Annotated in this window: 17 protein-coding genes and 2 tRNA genes; 5 read left to right on the top strand and 14 right to left on the bottom strand. The window is 61.8% G+C overall.

The window, feature by feature from the left end; genetic code table 11:
* Positions 1–21 precede the first annotated feature (21 nt).
* Both AC1Z36_RS12395 and AC1Z36_RS12400 read right to left on the bottom strand, forming a co-directional pair.
* Positions 22–1437, bottom strand: a complete 1416-nt coding sequence (locus tag AC1Z36_RS12395) for a GntP family permease (protein ID WP_105657763.1) — start codon at positions 1435–1437, stop codon at positions 22–24.
* 66 nt (positions 1438–1503) lie between these two features.
* On the bottom strand, positions 1504–2010 hold the full coding sequence (locus tag AC1Z36_RS12400) for a gluconokinase (protein WP_105657762.1): 507 nt from the start codon (positions 2008–2010) through the stop codon (positions 1504–1506).
* Positions 2011–2332: 322 nt separating this feature from the next.
* Here AC1Z36_RS12400 and AC1Z36_RS12405 point away from each other — a divergent pair, with 322 nt between their 5' ends.
* Positions 2333–2593 (top strand): GlsB/YeaQ/YmgE family stress response membrane protein, encoded by a 261-nt coding sequence (locus tag AC1Z36_RS12405; RefSeq protein ID WP_105657761.1) that lies wholly within the window; start codon positions 2333–2335, stop codon positions 2591–2593.
* A 93-nt stretch (positions 2594–2686) separates the two neighbouring features.
* On the opposite strand, the gene AC1Z36_RS12410 is transcribed toward AC1Z36_RS12405, so the two are convergent.
* Positions 2687–3619 (bottom strand): zeta toxin family protein, encoded by a 933-nt coding sequence (locus AC1Z36_RS12410; RefSeq protein ID WP_105657760.1) that lies wholly within the window; start codon positions 3617–3619, stop codon positions 2687–2689.
* A 110-nt stretch (positions 3620–3729) separates the two neighbouring features.
* Between AC1Z36_RS12410 and trhA the strand changes: the two genes are divergently transcribed.
* Positions 3730–4419 (top strand): PAQR family membrane homeostasis protein TrhA, encoded by a 690-nt coding sequence (gene trhA, locus AC1Z36_RS12415; RefSeq protein WP_181148856.1) that lies wholly within the window; start codon positions 3730–3732, stop codon positions 4417–4419.
* Positions 4420–4500: 81 nt separating this feature from the next.
* Here trhA and AC1Z36_RS12420 read toward each other — a convergent pair whose 3' ends face one another.
* From AC1Z36_RS12420 to AC1Z36_RS12430, 3 genes are all read right to left on the bottom strand, one after another.
* Positions 4501–5775 carry an MFS transporter gene (locus AC1Z36_RS12420; protein ID WP_105657759.1) on the bottom strand — a complete coding sequence of 425 codons (1275 nt, stop codon included), beginning with the start codon at positions 5773–5775 and terminating at the stop codon, positions 4501–4503.
* Positions 5772–6941: an acetylornithine deacetylase gene (gene argE, locus AC1Z36_RS12425; protein ID WP_332595173.1), complete on the bottom strand. Its 1170-nt coding sequence runs from the start codon at positions 6939–6941 to the stop codon at positions 5772–5774. Before argE ends, AC1Z36_RS12420 begins: the two co-directional genes overlap by 4 nt.
* 91 nt (positions 6942–7032) lie before the next feature.
* Positions 7033–7674, bottom strand: coding sequence for a TetR/AcrR family transcriptional regulator (locus tag AC1Z36_RS12430; RefSeq protein WP_133833425.1), 642 nt, complete (start codon positions 7672–7674; stop codon positions 7033–7035).
* Between the two features lie 94 nt (positions 7675–7768).
* Between AC1Z36_RS12430 and AC1Z36_RS12435 the strand changes: the two genes are divergently transcribed.
* Both AC1Z36_RS12435 and AC1Z36_RS12440 read left to right on the top strand, forming a co-directional pair.
* Positions 7769–9001: a glycosyltransferase gene (locus AC1Z36_RS12435; protein WP_105657757.1), complete on the top strand. Its 1233-nt coding sequence runs from the start codon at positions 7769–7771 to the stop codon at positions 8999–9001.
* Positions 9002–9067: 66 nt separating this feature from the next.
* Positions 9068–10294: a methyltransferase gene (locus tag AC1Z36_RS12440; protein WP_105657756.1), complete on the top strand. Its 1227-nt coding sequence runs from the start codon at positions 9068–9070 to the stop codon at positions 10292–10294.
* A gap of 86 nt (positions 10295–10380) precedes the next feature.
* Here AC1Z36_RS12440 and AC1Z36_RS12445 read toward each other — a convergent pair whose 3' ends face one another.
* From AC1Z36_RS12445 to AC1Z36_RS12480, 8 genes are all read right to left on the bottom strand, one after another.
* The gene (locus AC1Z36_RS12445; protein WP_105657755.1) at positions 10381–10575 is read right to left on the bottom strand and encodes a CsbD family protein; all 195 of its coding nucleotides are present in this window, start codon (positions 10573–10575) and stop codon (positions 10381–10383) included.
* 161 nt (positions 10576–10736) lie between these two features.
* Positions 10737–11030: a transcriptional regulator gene (locus AC1Z36_RS12450; RefSeq protein WP_105657754.1), complete on the bottom strand. Its 294-nt coding sequence runs from the start codon at positions 11028–11030 to the stop codon at positions 10737–10739.
* Complete coding sequence (locus AC1Z36_RS12455) at positions 11017–11343, bottom strand: hypothetical protein (RefSeq protein WP_483561293.1); 327 nt, start codon at positions 11341–11343, stop codon at positions 11017–11019. The genes AC1Z36_RS12450 and AC1Z36_RS12455 overlap by 14 nt, the downstream gene beginning before the upstream one ends.
* A gap of 282 nt (positions 11344–11625) precedes the next feature.
* The gene (locus AC1Z36_RS12460) at positions 11626–12234 is read right to left on the bottom strand and encodes a class I SAM-dependent methyltransferase (protein WP_105657752.1); all 609 of its coding nucleotides are present in this window, start codon (positions 12232–12234) and stop codon (positions 11626–11628) included.
* A gap of 112 nt (positions 12235–12346) precedes the next feature.
* Positions 12347–12422: transfer RNA gene (locus AC1Z36_RS12465), tRNA-Val, on the bottom strand.
* A 662-nt stretch (positions 12423–13084) separates the two neighbouring features.
* Positions 13085–13160: transfer RNA gene (locus AC1Z36_RS12470), tRNA-Val, on the bottom strand.
* 115 nt (positions 13161–13275) lie between these two features.
* On the bottom strand, positions 13276–13728 hold the full coding sequence (locus AC1Z36_RS12475; RefSeq protein ID WP_105657751.1) for a redoxin domain-containing protein: 453 nt from the start codon (positions 13726–13728) through the stop codon (positions 13276–13278).
* Complete coding sequence (locus tag AC1Z36_RS12480; RefSeq protein ID WP_105657750.1) at positions 13728–14144, bottom strand: DUF3052 domain-containing protein; 417 nt, start codon at positions 14142–14144, stop codon at positions 13728–13730. Before AC1Z36_RS12480 ends, AC1Z36_RS12475 begins: the two co-directional genes overlap by 1 nt.
* Positions 14145–14506: 362 nt before the next feature.
* Here AC1Z36_RS12480 and aceE point away from each other — a divergent pair, with 362 nt between their 5' ends.
* Positions 14507–17251, top strand: coding sequence for a pyruvate dehydrogenase (acetyl-transferring), homodimeric type (aceE, locus tag AC1Z36_RS12485; RefSeq protein ID WP_105657749.1), 2745 nt, complete (start codon positions 14507–14509; stop codon positions 17249–17251).
* The last annotated feature ends 113 nt before the right edge of the window (positions 17252–17364 follow it).

Here is a 17364-nt window from a genome sequence, read left to right on the forward strand (position 1 = left end):
TGTCCTGCTCGCTGCCCCTTTTTAGGCCAGCGCGGTCGCCAGGCCGTAGAGCACCATGACGCAGGCGAAGCCGACCACCGATACCAGCGCCTGGCCAACGGTCCAGACCTTCAAGGTGGTTGGCACATCGATGTCCAGGAAGCGCGAGATCAGCCAGAAGCCCGAGTCGTTGACGTGGCCGGCGAAGACCGAGCCTGCTGCCAGCGCGAGCACCATGGCGGCGACCTGGAATGCGGTCAGCGAGGCATCCGCCAGCACCGCCGGCTGGACAATGGCCGCCGCAGTGGTCAGCGCCACTGTTGCCGAGCCCTGAGCCAGCCGGACGATGGCCGCGATCAGGAAGCCGGCGACGATCAGCGGCATGCCCACCGATTCAAGCGAGGTGGCAATGGCGTTGCCGATGCCGCTGGCACGCAGCACTCCGCCGAACATGCCACCAGCGCCGGTGATCAGGATGATCGAGCAGACCGGGCCCAGCGCGGAGTCCACGATGGTCTCGGTAAGGGTCTTGTCCTTGCCCTTGCGGAAGCCCAGCAGGAAAATGCCCAGCAGCACGGTGATGAGCAGGGCCACCGGAGTTTCACCCAGCAGGCGAAGCCAGCGCACCCAGGAGGCTTCCGGTTCCACAATGCCGGCGGAACCGAGCATATTCAGTCCGGTGTTCATGAAGATCAGCAGCAGCGGGAGCAGCAGCAAGCTGAACACCGTGCCCACGGAAGGAGAGGACTTGAACTCGTCCTTCGTTGCACCGTTGCCCAGTGCCGCATCCAGGATATTCGGTACCGGGATGTTGAACTTCTTGCCAACGAACTTTCCAAAGAGATGGCCGGCAACGAACCAGGTTGGAATCGCGACGACCAGGCCGAGCACCAGCACGAGCCCGACATTGGCTTCCAGCAGGCCGGATGCGGCCACAGGGCCCGGGTGCGGCGGAACGAAGACGTGCATCACCGAGAATGCGGTGGCCGATGGGATGGCGTAGAGCAGCAGCGAGCCGCCCAAGCGGCGGGCCACGGTGAAGATGATCGGCAGCATGACTACCAGCCCGGCATCGAAGAAGATCGGGAAGCCGAAGAGCAGCGAGGCAACTGACAGTGCCAGCGGCGCGCGCTTCTCGCCGAACTTGGAGATCAGCCAGTTGGTCATCACATCGGCGCCGCCACTGGTTTCCAGCATGCGTCCGAGCATTGCGCCAAGGCCGACCAGCAGGGCCACACTGGCCAAGGTGGATCCGAAGCCGCCGGTCAGCGTCGTGATGACCGATTCAGCCGGGATGCCGGAAGCGACCGCGGTCAGCAAGCTGGTGAGCACCAGTGCGAGGAACGCGTGGACGCGGAAGCGGATAATCAGCACCAGCAGCAGCGCTACCGCCGCGACCGCTAGCGTCAGGAGCCCGGGCGTACTTAACGTCCAGTTCAGTTCAAGCTCAGTTGTCATTGTCATCCTTGATCAATGGGAGGCTTATGCCATAGGTGGTCTGTGGATTGCTGTCGGCGCACTGCACTAGGACAGTTTGGCGATCAGCTGTCGAACGATGTCCTCGGGGCTATCGGCAATATCGGCGCTGAGCACCGGCTCGTCCGCATCGGGAGCCTCAAGCGTGGCCAGCTGGCTGTCAAGCAGGCTGGTGGGCATGTACTCATGCGAACGCGCGTTCATCCGGTCCCGTATGAGCGTCGGGACACCGGTGAGGTGGATGAAGATCGTTGCTGGCTCCAAGCTGAGGATGAGATCCCGGTAGCTTCGCTTGAGTGCAGAACAGGCAATAACCAGCGGCGCTTGGTGCCGATTGCTTTCGGCCAGTTTGGCGCCGATCAGCTGCAGCCACGGCTCACGGTCAGCGTCATCCAGAGACTGTCCGCCGGCCATTTTTTCCTTGTTGGCCTTGGGGTGCAGGTTGTCGCCATCAATGAATTCATGATGCAGCCGATCAGCCAGCATCTTTCCGATGGTGGTCTTGCCGCTGCCCGAGACACCCATTACAACAAGGGGCGGGACCTGTTCACTCATCCATTTACTCCGTCGTACGTGAACCTAATATATGACTTATGCTGTAGCCAAAGTCATAAAGTATGATTTAACTAGAGTAGGAGCGGCAGCGGACGCTGTCAACAGGTTGCACCTGGTCCACCGGGAAGATTCTGCAAAACATGTGGCCAGAAGGGGAATTTCCGGATCAATTGGCCCGAGGTTCAAGCATGGCTTGAACCTAGCCTTTGAAAATGCTGAATTTCTTCGAGGTCGTTGTAGAACCCCAGCTCAATGCCATGTACTCTCGGTTTTTAAGTGGATCGAACCCGACCACTGCACAGTCTGACCATTGGAGCGAATCATGGGATTCATTGGATGGATAGTTTTGGGCTTGATTGCCGGAGCGATCGCAAAGGCCATTCTGCCCGGCAAGCAAGGTGGCGGCTGGATCGCTACCCTGATTCTCGGCGTCGTTGGCGCCCTACTCGGAGGCTGGATCGGAAGTGCTATCTTCGGTGAGGGCGTGGATGAGTTCTTCTCGATCTCAAGTTGGCTTCTTGCCATCGGCGGCGCCCTGATCGTCTTGGTCATTTGGGGCTTCATCACCAAACGACGGGCCTAAGGCACCTCCCGAGGGACCATTGTCCTGCGGATCTTGAATTCCCGCCGAGCAGCAGTACCAACTGCTGCTCGGCGGGTTTTTCTCTTGTCTTGGCTACTTCACCCGCAGCAGCTCAGAGCCCACGGCTTCCCTGCGCAATTCGAAAAGCAGAAGGCTCCCCTCCGTGTCCGAGGCTTCCCCAAGTGCGGTATGGAATACCTTGAAGCTCAGTACCGCTGGGCAGTTGCGTGCGAACATCTGGGCCACGGCAGCAGGCCGGGACCGCTGGCCCGGGGCGTCGAAGACCATATCGGTAAATCCTTCGGGAACCCAGCGTGCACCAAGGTTGTCGTCGCCATCCAGGGAAGCTTCCTGCTGCTTTTCCCAGCGTTCAACGATCCGTTCTTCCGAGACATCTTGCGGCGCGTACGCCTCCACGATCTGAATCTCGTATCCGGCCTCCTGCAGCTGAGCTGCCAGCTTCTGCGCTGAATCCTCGGACGCAAGGACCTTGTCAATGACGACATTCAGCCCTTGCTCGAAGCATGCGGCACGCAGGTTCTCGCTGAGCATGGAAGATTCCTCATGCACCAGGCTCGCCATGTCCATCGGGAAGAACTGCTCACCGCGCTGCTCGCGCTCTTTGACTTCCCGAGGCTTGAAGAATCCTTCGTAAGTTCCGTCTTCTTGCGCTTCGCGCATCAGATTCGCCTTGAATTCATCGGCATCGATCACCACATAGTCATCTTCATGACCGCCAAGCAGTTCGCGCAGCAGGCTGCTCTTGCCGGCTCCCGGAGCTCCGGCAAGCACAACAGCTTGGCGCTGCGCTTGGGCGCCGCCCGCTGCCCGCAGTTCCTGGTCGATCAACCGCCGATGCAACTGGTCGCGTTCCCCGATCGCCTTCCACGAGCCCGGGGCCACTTCTTCGAACCAGTCAGGGTTGCGCACGGAGATGAACGGTGAATCATTGGCCAGCACTTCTCCGGGCTCATTGAGTTGAGCAATAGTCTTCAGGTGGTCGGTAATTTCTTGGTCATCTGCCATATTCGAATCCTAATCGGGATTAATCGCGATGACCCCACAGCACGCTGACAGCCGATTATCGTATAGTTCGATGATGGGCCCAGTGCCCGCGCACGACGTTAAGGAGACCCATGGCTACCGCACCGCTACCATCTGCAGGCAAAGGCCGAGCCGGGCGAACCTTCGCGCACATCGGCACCGAGCGTACTCGCTGGCGCGGGCTGATCCATGCCTGGTCCACCCCGGGCATTATCATCATGAGCCTGGTGCTGGTCGTACTGGCCAACGGACGCTTGGCGGAATGGACCACCGCGGTCTTCGCGCTCTGCTCGATCCTGCTCTTTGGCACCTCGGCGCTTTACCATCGTGGCAACTGGACCGACAAGGTCATGGGGCTCTTCCGCCGGGCCGACCATGCGAACATCTTCCTGCTCATTGCCGGCACCTACACTCCGGTAGCAGCATTGACCTTGCCCGGTCCGCAGGCGATCATCGTGCTGTCCGTCATCTGGGCCGGTGCACTGGCCGGCATTGCCATCAAGTCATTCTGGCCCGCGGCACCCCGCTGGGTTGGAGTCAGCCTCTACATCCTGCTCGGGTGGGGCGCATTGATGCAGTTGCCAGCGTTCTGGGCCGCGAACCCCGCGGTGATGATCCTGATTCTCGCTGGCGGCTTGGCCTACACGATCGGCGCGGTTTTCTACGCCACGAAGCGGCCAAATCCGCTGCCGAGCATTTTCGGATTCCACGAGCTCTTCCATGCCTGCACCGTCATGGCCTTCCTGTGCCACTGGACGGCTGTGCTTCTGGTGGCTCTGTAAGGGCGCACCCGCTGGAAAAAGCGATCGCCGCAAGCTCCACGAGGAAGCTTGCGGCGATCTTTGGCTGAATCCCAGGCTGGACTAGCGCTGGCCGTAGCGCTTTCGCACGACCACAAGGCCGATCAGCGAAATCACGGCGATTGCCATGTAGTACAGGCTCGGTGCATCCAGCGACCCGGTCAGGTCCAGCAACCAAGTCAGTACCAGCGGGGCAATTCCGCCCAAAAGGGTCACGCCCACGTTGTAGGCCACCGACAGGCCCGAACCACGGATGGCAGCCGGGAAGAGGTTGGAGAGCAACGCCGGCAGCGGACCGAAGTAGAAGGACATGATCACGCCGAGAACCGCGATCACGATCACCATCACGATCACGCTCGGGTTCGACGTCATCAGCTTGAACAGCGGATAGGCCAGCACGAACGCCGCGACCGCGGCGTAGGTCATCACCCGGGCCGGGCCAATGCGGTCGGCCAGATGGCCCACCAGCGGGACGCCGCACAACGTGATGATGCCCGCCGAGATGCCGCCCAGGAAGGCCGCGTCGGCAGGGATCTTCAGGTTCGTGACGGCGAAGGTCGGCATGTACAGGATCATGTACACCGAAATCGTGGCCACGCCAATGGTAGCCGCCGCGGCCAGCAGGCGGCCGTAGTGCTGGGTGAACAGCGTGCCCAGTGGCGATTTCTCCTTGGCGGCGGAAACGAACTCGTCGGTCTCATCCAGCTTGGCGCGGATATACAGGCCTACCGGCCCGATCAGCAGGCCAACGAAGAACGGCACGCGCCAGCCCCAGCTCTCCAGGGCTTCCTGGCTCAGGCCGGTGGTCAGGAAGTAGCCGAAGGCAGAAGCCAGCAGCATGGATGCACCCTGGCTGGCGACCTGCCACGAAGAGTAGAACGCCTTCTTGTGCGGTGCGGTTTCGATCAGGAATGCAGTGGCCGTGCCGAACTCGCCACCGGCAGAGAAGCCCTGGATCATGCGCGAGAGCAGGATGATCAAGGCACCGGCTACGCCCGCCACCTCGTAGGGCGGCGCCACGGCCATGATCAGCGTACCGAGCATCATCAGGCCCAGCGTGAGCGTCAGCGCGTTCTTGCGTCCCTTGCGGTCGGCGTAGCTGCCCAGCACCATGCCGCCCAGGGGGCGTATCAGGTAGGAAATCGCGAAGGTGGCGAAGGTGAGAATCAGCGCGAACGTGCCGTCCGATTCTGGATAGAACACCTTTGCAATGGTGGTCGCGAAGGTGGCATAGACAATGATGTCGAACCATTCCAGCGCCGCGCCAATGGAACTGGAAATGACCGCCTTGCGGGCTTTGACGATCTGCTCGGGTGTCGCCTTCACCTCTGCGCTCACGAGCTGACCTGCGCAATCAGCGAATCGATGAAGTTCTCGCACGCCACGATCTGCTCCAGCTCGATGTATTCGTCCGGAGCGTGGGCCTGGGCGATATCGCCAGGACCGCACACCACGGTGGGGATGCCGGCCGCGGCGAACAGCCCGGCCTCCGTGCCATAGGTGACCTTTTCATCGGTGGCAATGGCGCCGCAGGCGGCCGCGAAGGACACAATCCCTTCCTCCGCAGCGGTATCCAGTCCCGGAGCGCCCGCCTGCTGGGAGAACTCCACGGAGCAGCTCGGGTTCTGCTCGCGCATCTGGGCTTCCAGCTTGGCCGCTTCTTCGCGCAAGCGCGCGGTCAGCGCCTCGCGGTCCACCACCGCGAGCGAGCGGTACTCGAAGAACACCACCGCCTGCGAGGGAATGGTGTTCACCGCGATACCGCCGTCGAACTTGTTCACGTTCATGGTGGTGGTCGGTTCGATGAATGCTTCATCGCGCGGGCCATGGTTGCGCAGCTCGGCCGAAACCTCCTCGACGAAATTCGCGAAGCGCAGCGCATAGGAAATTGCGTTGACCCCCTCGGAAGGCAGCGAGGAGTGCGCTGCGACGCCGTTGAATTCGGCGCGGAAAACGTTCATCGACTTGTGGCCGCGGATCGCCCGCATGCTCGATGGCTCCCCCACGAAGCATCCGCGAGGCGCCAGCTTCTCGTCAACAATTCTCTGCACCAGCGACACCGCGCCGACGCAGCCGACTTCTTCGTCATAGGACAGCGCCAGATGGATTGGTTCGGCAAGTTCTGCGCCGGTGAACTGGTCCAGCTTGGCCAGGATCACCCCGAGGAAGCCCTTCATGTCGCAGGTGCCGCGGCCATAGAGCTTGTCTGCGCGCACCTGGGCGTCGAATGGATCGCTGCTCCATTTCTGCCCGTCCACTGGCACCACGTCGGTGTGCCCGGAAAGCACAATGCCGCCGGTGCGGGTTCCATCGGCGGCGGGGATGGTGGCCAGCAGGTTGGCCTTGGTGCCCTCTTCGTTGTGGATCAGCTGGGAGCTGATGCCATAGGCGTCCAGCTTCTTCACGACATTCCCGATCAGCGCAAGGTTGCTGTCGCGGCTAGTGGTGTCCACGGCGATGAGCTCGTGGATTTCTTTCATGCTTGCTTCGCTGGGCGCGGGCATTTCAGCTCCTGGTTCTAGGCGATGATGCTATGGATTCATGTTTCCATATTGCTCCCGCACCACCTAGAAGATGTCAAAGAATGGCCTCTGGCTAGTTGGGAATAACACCGGCACCACGCAGATAGTGCATGATCGCGTTCACGAAGGCCTCTTGCTGGTCCACGGGCCTTGCCGCTTGGCCCAGCGCGGCCGACAGGTGGGGGTAGCGGCCTGTTTCCAGCTGGGCGAACAGCGCCGCCGGGTCTTCGGGCCGCTGCTGGCTTTGCTCATTGAGCGCGAATGCTGCGGTGATGGCGTTGAGCATCGCCAGGCAATGCAGCTTGGCCCCTGCCTCCAGCCCGCTGCCTTCCAGGGCCGCTAATCCACGTTCCAGGTAGGCCAAGGCGTTCGGCCCCATGGACGCCTTGCCCATGGCCAGCGAGGGCACCCAGGGATGCCTGCGCATGATCTGCAGGCCCTGGGTGGCCAGGCCGAGCAGCTGCTGGGCAGCCGAACCGGCCAGCGATTCCAGTTCATATTCGGCGCTGATCTGCTCAACCATAAGGCCGGTGAGCTCCTCATGGGACTCAACGTAACGGTACAGGGAGGCGGCTCCTGCTCCGATCTTTGCAGCTACGGCTCTGATGGATACCGCTCCCATGCCTTCTTCATCGGCCAGCGCGATCGCCGCCTGGGCGATCTTGGCCCGGGAGTGCCGGGGCCTGGGCCCGGTGCGAGGCTGGTTGCCGGTCATCGCCCGTCCTTTCCCGCAGGGCGCGTCACGCGCCGTGCTCTGGCTGTATAGTTAACCGCGAACACTGTTCGCATTTAACTCTACAGGAGGAACCATGCGCTTGCTGATGATCGCACCGGGAACACGAGGCGATGTCGCGCCGATGGCCGGCCTCGGCCAGAAGCTGGCGCTCCATGGTTTCGATGTATCCATTGCGGCAAACCCGGCATACAAGGACCTTGCCGTTTCCGCAGGCTGCCGATTCCGGGAGCTCCCCGGCGACATGGGCGCCTTGGTCAAGCCGGCAGCTCCGGGCGCTAAGGCCAGCCCCAAGGATCTGCGCCGGTACCTCCGGGAGCTCCGGGACTATTTCGAACTGGCAGCTACCGGAACGATGGCCGCAGCCGAGCGAGGTGCCGATATCATCATGACCAATGCGGTAGCACCCTATGCCTACGACGTGGCCGAGGCCATGGGCATCCCCGCGATCGGCGCGCACCTGCAACCCATTGAACCCAGTGCAGCGTACTCGCCCATGGCTTTGGGTGCATCGCGCAGCTTCGGGCCTCTGGGCAACAAGCTGCTCGGCCAGCTCTTCGCCGCTTCCAAGGCGCCCTACGACCTCCCAGCAAAGCGGGTACGCGAATCCCTGGGATTGCCCGCACGCAGCCGTGCCGCCTCCGAACGCCTTCGCCGCCAGCACCGGAGCCCCATTCTCCACGGCTTCAGTTCAGTTATCGTTCCACGGTCCGCTGATTGGCATGAGGGGATCGTCAATTGCGGGTACTGGTGGCCGCCAGCCGATCCGGCATGGACACCGCCGCAGAGGCTGCTCGACTTCATCGACGAGGGGCCGGCGCCAGTCTTCATTGGCTTCGGCAGCACGCAGGCGCTGGAACCGGACTTCATCACGGATGTTGCCCGGCGCACCGGAAGACGGACTATCGTGCAAGGGGAACCGGAAATCGACGAACCCGGCATCCTGGGCATCGGCGCGGTACCCCACCACTGGCTGTTTCCGCAGATGGCGGCCGTCGTGCACCATGCAGGGGCCGGCACCACGGCCGCTGGCCTGCGGGCAGGCGTCCCCGCAGTTCCGGTTCCGGTCTTCACCGACCAGCCGTTCTGGGCCCAGCGCATCCACCGGCTCGGCGCGGCTGCCGAGCCCATTGCCTACAAGCACTTGACTGCGCAGCGGCTCGCGTCCTCGATTACCGGAGTCCTGGCCAATGAGGACTTGGCCGATGGCGCCCGGCGAATTGCCCGGCAGCTGGCAGCCGAAACGGACAGCTCGATTCCAGTGATAAGGATCCTCGAACAGCTGGGCGCCAGGCACCGGCCCAGCTAGCCTGGCCGGGACCGGTAGAATTGGAACTCCAGCCCCTCGCAACAGAACAGCTCATGCGCGGTTGCCATGCGCTTGAGCAACGCTGATCGACAGGGCTATCCCATCGCTTCCCATTCCGCCACCGCCCCTGTGACCGTTTCCTGGGACCACGAAGGAACCAGCACCACAGCCATCTGGCTGTCCGCCAATTCCCGCCGGGCACCAGCACACATCGTGGTGGCCGATGACCGCTTGAGCGCGGATGCGGCCATGCGCCACGCGGCCCGCGGCACGGCCATGCTGTGGACCGGCGACTTCCACAACGCCAAGCAGCTGCTTGCCGCCATGGACCGGCGCATGGCGGCCGCCAACGCGGCCAAGGCCAGCAGCGCGAAGGCCAAGAAAAAGGTCCTGGATGATGCGCAGAAGTTCTACGCCATCCGGCAGGCCCGGGCCCAGCGTTCACGGATGCTGTCGCTGATCCTGGTTCCCTTGGATTTCCAGGCCGAGGACGGCCTGGCCGTCCTGGACTTGCCCCGGGCGCCGATCGTCGGTCCGGCGGTGGCATTCGGCTACGAGCAGGCCGCGGACCTGGCTGGACACCGGGCTGTGGCCAGCCTGCAGGAACTAGCTGGCATGCTCAGTGCCCACCAGTGGTTCCTGAAGGGTGTGGACGTTCCGGCCCTGGGAGCGAAAATCCACCCGGCCTACGGGACGTTCATGCCCACCCGCCAGGAATATGTGGATCTGGTGGCGGTGGCTCCGCTGGAGGATCGCTCGCTGGCTTTCGACATCGGCACCGGAACCGGAGTGCTCTCGGCAGTGCTGGCCCGCCGCGGAGTCAAGCAGGTCATCGGAACCGACATTCACCAGCGCGCGGTGGACTGCGCCAACGACAACTTCGCGCGCTTGGGCATTTCCGGCGCCGCTCGTACGCAACTGACCAGCATGTTCCCCGAGGGCCGGGCCCCGCTGGTCGTGTGCAATCCCCCGTGGCTTCCGGGCAGCGCGCCGAGCACCCTGGATGCGGCCATCTACGATCCCGAGAGCAAGATGCTGATGCAGTTCCTGCGCGGATTGCCCGGTCACCTGACCGAGAGCGGCGAAGGATGGCTGATCATCTCGGATCTCGCCGAGCTGCTGGGCTTGCGTACCCGCGCGCTGCTGCTGGAGGCCATCGAGGCGGCAGGCCTGGAAGTCATCGACAAGATCGACACCGCGCCAAGGCACCACCGCGCACAGGATGCCCAGGACGTGCTGCATGCGGCCCGTTCGAAGGAAGTCACTTCATTGTGGAGGCTCAAGGCCAAGTAGCCCCGAGTGCGTTCCATGCAGAAACGGCAAAGGTGCCCGCGGAATTCGCGGGCACCTTTGCCGTTTAAGCTCCTGCGTGCCTGTTGCTACTTGTCCAGGCCGTCGCGTACGTCCTTGGCCGCATCCTTGACTGACTCGCCGGCCTGTTTGGCTTTCGCAGCGGCTTGGTCCTTAACGCCTTCAGCCTGCAGGCGTTCATTGCCGGTCGCATCGCCTACGGATTTCTTGGCCTTGCCCGAAACTTCTTGCGCCTTATTCTGGATCTTATCGCCTAGGCCCATTGGAAAATCTCCTTCTGCAGTTGATTCGACAGCGTACCTTCTCCAGCCTAATGGGCCGCGCAGATGATTCACCTGTCCCGGGCCTCTGCATTAGCTGGCAGATTTTCCCGGTTCCTCCCCGGCTGCGCAATTGCGTGTATCCTTGCACGTTCGTCCGGCGATCACACCGCATCCAGCAGTGCGCGAAGCTGTTCCTTGTACTCTTCGAAGGCGGTTCGCCCAGCGCGGGTCAAGGCAATGTAGGTCACTGGGCTGCGCCCCTCCAGGATCTTGTCCACCTTCACGTAGTCACCGTCTTCCAGCTTGCGCAAATGCGTGGCCAGATTACCCGAGGTCATCGACAGCAGGCCCTGCAGCTTGGGAAACGAGATGCTGTCCCCGGCCCGCAAGGTGTCCAGGACCGTGACGGTCCTCAGCCGTGCCTGGGCGTGGATCAGCGGGTCAAGCTCCTGCATGCCCACCCCGGATCAAGGCTCCTGAGACCAGTTCCGGCTTGCTGCCGTGCAGCAGGCCCAGCACGATGAATCCCAGCCCGCCAACTGCACCGGCCAAGAGGTTATGCGGTGCCGGCGCGGCCAGTGAGAGCAGGGCAATAGCCAGGATCCAGGACCCGAAGACCAGCTGGGCCCGGTCGTTGAAGAGCACCGAGCCGGCAACCACGAGCACGCCGATCACCAGGCACAGGCCGGTGAGGGCAAAAGTCGCCATGCCCATTGAGCTCAGCCCCTCGGCATGCAGCCGCCAACCGAGCAAGGCGGTGATGATCATGCCCAGACTGAAAGTGCTGCCGTAGATCGCCCCTTGCGCCATCGGCGGCCCTTTGGTCCCAGACCCGCGCTTGGCCGAATGCACGGCGGAAATCACGATCACAATGAGGAATGAGGCAACTGCGGTGCCGATGCCAACTGCTGGCGGCAGCAGCCGCGCAGACTCGCACCCCGCGGTTTCCTGACCACGGCAGAAGCCGCAGGCCAGGGCCCTTCAAGAGCGATTGCACGTCGCATGGAAGCGAAGTGGATTTTTCCTGCAGCGCTCGGTTTGCGCTTGGCGCTATTTGCGCCCGAGCACGGCCACCAGGAAATCGGCGGCAGGCAAATGGAAGTTCCAGGTCGAATAGCGTTGCTGCAGTGCCAGCCCCGCCTCCAAAGCGTCGGCCTCGAAGTCATCGAACCCGTAGCCGCGTCCCGAGCCGAAGCCGATGATCATGCGCCCGTCTGCCGCCAGATGCCCGCGCAGTTGCTGCAGCGCCGGGCGGCGTTCGGACTCGGAGAGGAAGGTGACGACATTGCCGGCAGAAACTATCAGGTCGAATTCCTGGTTCTCCCCCGCTGCGTCAGCGATGGTGAAGTCAGCCAGATTGCCGACCTGCCATTGGGCTTTGGGGTAATCTGCCCGGGCAACATCGATTAAATGCGGGTCGAGGTCCACGCCAACCACTTGGTGCCCTTGCTCGGAAAGCCAGCCGCCGATCCGCCCGGTCCCGCATCCGGCATCCAGAATTCTGCTGCCCCGGGCAACCATCGCGTCAACGGCGCGAGCTTCCCCGAAAATATCCTGGCCTTCGGCGGCAAGCGTGCGCCAGCGCTGGGCAAAATTCTGCGAGTGGTCCGGGTTCTTGCGAACGGTGGCGAGCCAAAGGTTTTCTTCTGGTGCAGTCATGCATCCAGTTTCGCACTTTCGCTGGCATTCGGCGATTGGCTGGCGCCGGCCGGGAATACGAAGAAGACCGCTTCAATCGCTCTTTCCAGAGTGATTGAAGCGGTCTTCGTTTTGGTGGGCCCTACCGGGATCGAACCGATGACATTCACGGTGTAAACGTGACGCTCTACCAGCTGAGCTAAAGGCCCTCCTGCAGTGTGTGAAATCGGGAAGTTTCTTTCCTTCAGTCCTTCGCTGCAACAAGTAATAATCTAATGCATCCCGAACTGACTTGGCAAATTGAAATGGAGGTTTTCATAAAAGAGTGCCGAGCGTCACCACATCGCCTGATCTTGGAACCTACTCTCCAGTGGCGTTGCCGGCAAGTTCGAGGCTGTTCGCATGCACGGGTAATCCGCAATCGCCAGCATCGCCCCCACACCTGCTTATTCCCCGCTGCACCACTGGGACCAGCGCCACCGAGGCGCGAGCTCAGTCCAGCGCGGAAGAACACGAGGCGCCTGGATCTGCGGACTTACCCCGCAGGTGGAAGCGAAGCAGCTCGATGAGCGATAGCACGTACCAAGAAGCGGTGATCGAAGACGACGCCGCCACCCTCCACGGGGCATTGGAAAACAGCGATGCCAGATCGCTGTACCGGGTTCGCAGATTCGAAGCACCCTCCGGTGCCGCGCAAGGGCCACCGGCTCAGCCACGCTGGCTTCGGACGACAATGCCAGGAGTCCAGCGTCATCGAGGATCAAATATTCCATGAAGGCGGCACTATGGGCACCGCAGGACTTGCCCGAGTGGAAAAATCGCCTCAAGGAGACAAAAAATCCCCGATCCGAATGGATCGAGGATTCTTATTTGGTGGGCCCTACCGGGATCGAACCGATGACATTCACGGTGTAAACGTGACGCTCTACCAGCTGAGCTAAAGGCCCTTACCATGTTCGCTTTTGCAAGCCAACGAGGAATAACTCTACACAGGTTTCTGCGTCCGGGCAAATCGGTGAGCCGACTTTTTTCGTGAACTGGAGCACAGCCCATATCGGCACGCTAAACGGCGCGTTCCACTGCCGCCTTGTAATCATCAATGCTTCTTGACTGCGTCATCTCGCTGCGGAAAATATCGCGCACTTCACCGTCAACCAGGTACAGCGTCAATCTGGCCGCGACCCCACGCTCAGGGTCAAAGGCGTCGGCCTGTTGCGCCACCGCCCCATGAGGCCAAAAATCGGCCAGCAGCTCGAAGTCCAAGCCAAGCGACTGCGCATAGTTGCGCAGGGTGAATTTATGGTCCACCGAAATGGCCACGATGCGCACCTGGTGCTGCGTGAAGAATTCGTAGTGCTCTTGGAGTGTTGCCAGTTCCGACCCGCATACCCGCGAAAATGCCCAGGGATAAAAGACAACCAGCACCCGGCCGCTAGACAGCCCGGTACTGGTTATCGTTTCGCCGTACTGATTTTCCAGCGAGAAGTCGAACAGGCGTGAACCTGTTTGAATCATTAGTTCTTCTTACGCGGGGCGAGGCGGATTGCGGACCAATCCTCCGAAACGCCTTCACTAGTAGTTACATGCAGGCCAGCGGTTGGCGCCTCCTGCTGGATAAGTGCTGGGGATACATGTCCCTCGCGGCCCTGCTTAGGAGTAAGCAGCCAAACGATGCCACTCTCGTCCAAGCAGTTCAGCGCGTCCATCAATGCGTCAACTAGATCTCCATCGCCGTCGCGCCACCAGAAAATGACTGCGTCGACAACGTCATGGTCCTCTTCGGTGAGCAGCTCTGAACCAATCAGGTCCTCGATCGATTCGCGCAGATCGTAGTCCACGTCATCGTCGTAACCCAGTTCCTGAATAAGGTCTTCATTAGCGAAACCCAATTTTTTGGCGGGCTCCAAGTTTGCCGATACGGCGTCGCTCACTTCATTCCTCCTGCTGGTGCAAAGCGTTACTACCAACGAAACACGGTTTTGCCGCTCCGTTCAAGCGCTACAGCGATAACACGCCGAACAAATATAACCCACATTCCAGTGACCCGCATCATATTGACATGGCCATCGGGAAGTTAGCTCCCGTACCTAGTTGCGCAAGTCACTTCAAATATCTGATTTAAACCGGTTTTTGCTGGAAAACGCGCCACAAAACTGGATCGTTTAACACTAGAGTTGCATATGAACCGGCAGTGCACATCATTCCAGTGCTACTGCACCCGTTGTCCCAATACCGATGCACCGCAGCGCAAAACTGCACAGCGTCGGAGCCGCAATTCAATCAAGGAGCTTCCGTGGCTGTAGAGGAACACATCTCCCAGATCCGTAGCGGGTTGACTTACCAGCTGTCCGATCGGGATCCTGAGGAAACTCAGGAATGGATGGACTCGTTTGACTCCCTCGTAGAGACCCAGGGCACCGAGCGTGCCCAGTTCATTATCCGCTCGCTGCTGCAGCGTGCAGGTGCCAAGTCCGTGGGCGTGCCGCACGTGACCACCACCGACTACGTGAACACCATTCCTGTGGACCAGGAACCAGAATTCCCGGGCGACGAGGCCATCGAGCGCCGCTACCGCGCCTTCATGCGCTGGAATGCCGCCATCATGGTGCACCGCGCCCAGAACCCTCATATCGGCGTTGGCGGGCACATCTCCACCTATGCCGGTGCAGCGACCCTGTATGAAGTAGGTTTCAACCACTTCTTCCGCGGCAAGAACCACCCAGGCGGCGGCGACCAGGTCTTCTTCCAGGGCCACGCCTCGCCAGGCATGTACGCCCGCGCATTCCTCGAAGGCCGCCTGTCCGAAGAGGACATGGACGGGTTCCGCCAGGAAAAGTCGAAGGAAGGCCATGCGCTTCCTTCCTACCCTCACCCGCGTTCCCTGCCTGACTTCTGGGAATTCCCAACCGTCTCGATGGGCATCGGCCCAGCTAACGCCATCTACCAGGCGCAGCTGAACCGCTACCTGCAGAACCGCGGCATCAAGGACACCTCGGACCAGCAGGTCTGGGCCTTCCTGGGCGACGGCGAAATGGACGAGCCGGAGTCGCGCGGCTTCCTGCAGCTGGCCGCCAACGAAAAGCTGGACAATCTGAACTTCGTCATCAACTGCAACCTGCAGCGCCTTGACGGCCCGGTTCGCGGCAATGGCAAGATCATGCAGGAACTGGAAGCCTTCTTCCGCGGTGCCGGCTGGAATGTCATCAAGGTTGCTTGGGGCCGCGAGTGGGATGCCCTGCTCGAAGCAGACAAGACCAACGCGCTGGTTGACATCATGAACCAGACCCCGGATGGCGACTACCAGACCTACAAGGCCGAGTCCGGCGCATTCGTTCGCGAGCACTTCTTCGGCCAGCGTCCGGAAACCAAGGAATTGGTTGCCGACATGAGCGACGACGAGATCTGGAACCTGAAGCGTGGCGGCCACGATTACCATAAGGTCTACGCCGCCTACAAGGCTGCTGCGGAGTTCAAGGGCAAGCCGACCGTCATCTTGGCCAAGACCGTCAAGGGCTACGGCCTGGGTTCGCACTTCGAGGCTCGCAACGCGACCCACCAGATGAAGAAGCTGACCATGGAGGACTTGAAGAAGTTCCGTGATCACCTGCGCATCCCTATCACAGACGAGCAGCTCGAAGCGGACCTCTACACTCCTCCGTACTACCGCCCAACCGAGGATTCGGCTGAGTACAAGTACATGATGGAGCGCCGCGAGGCCCTGGGCGGTTCGGTGCCTACCCGCCGCCAGGAAGCTTCGAAGAAGCTGGCCCTGCCAGGCGAGAAGACCTACGCGATCGCCAAGCGCGGTTCGGGCAAGCAGCAGGCGGCCACCACCATGGCCTTCGTGCGCCTGCTCAAGGACCTGATGCGCGACAAGGAATTCGGCCACCGCATCGTGCCGATCGTGCCAGATGAGTCCCGTACCTTCGGCATGGACTCGTTCTTCCCGACTGCGAAGATCTACAACCCGGGCGGCCAGAACTACCTGTCCGTGGACCGCGATCTGGTCCTGGCCTACAAGGAATCCCCTCAGGGCCAGCTGATCCACCCGGGCATCAACGAGGCCGGCGCTGTCGCAGCCTTCACCGCTGCCGGCACCAGCTACTCGACCCACGATGAACCGCTGATCCCGATCTACGTGTTCTACTCGATGTTCGGCTTCCAGCGCACCGGCGACCAGTTCTGGGCAGCCGGGGACCAGATGACCCGTGGCTTCATCATCGGCGCTACCGCCGGCCGCACCACCCTGACCGGTGAAGGCCTGCAGCACGCAGATGGCCACTCGCCAATCCTGGCCTCGACCAACCCTGCTGTGATCACCTACGATCCGGCCTACGGCTACGAAATCGGCCACATCATGCGCTCCGGCCTGGAACGCATGTACGGCGGAACCCACGCCGATCCGAACGTGATGTACTACCTGACCGTGTACAACGAGCCGATCAGCCAGCCAGCTGAGCCGGAGAACGTTGACATCGAAGGCATCATCAAGGGCATCCACCTGCTCAAGGAAGCTACCACCGACGGCCCGCGCGCACAGCTGCTGGCCTCGGGCGTGGCCGTGCCATGGGCGCTGGAAGCCCAGGCCATCCTGGCCGAGGAGTGGGGCGTTTCGGCTGATGTCTGGTCGGTCACCTCGTGGAACGAACTGGCCCGCGACGGCCAGCGCGCCGACGCCGACGTGCTCGTGGATCCATCGAAGCCGCGCCGCACCCCGTACGTGACCTCGAAGCTGGAGTCCACCCCGGGCCCAGTCATCGCGACCACCGACTACATGCGCGCCGTGCCCGAGCAGCTGCGCCCGTACGTGCCAGGTGAATTCCACACCCTGGGCGCGGACGGGTTCGGCTTCTCGGACACCCGTGCCGCGGCCCGCCGCTTCTTCAAGATCGATGCGCACTCGCTGGTCGTGCAGACCTTGCAGTCGCTGGTTGAGCGTGGCGAAATCCCTGCGGACACCGCAGTGAAGGCGCACGCCAAGTACGACCTGAACAACGCCAACGCCGGCCAGTCCGGCAACGCTGGCGGCGACGCCTAGGCCCCAGGGTCCAGGTGCCCGGAGCTTGCTCTGGCGCCGCATTGAGCAGCTGCCCGATGACGAGGTTTTCCTCGTTGCCGGGCAGCTGGCTCATTTAATCTCACCTTTACCTG

Source organism: Glutamicibacter sp. BS14 (assembly GCF_056934375.1).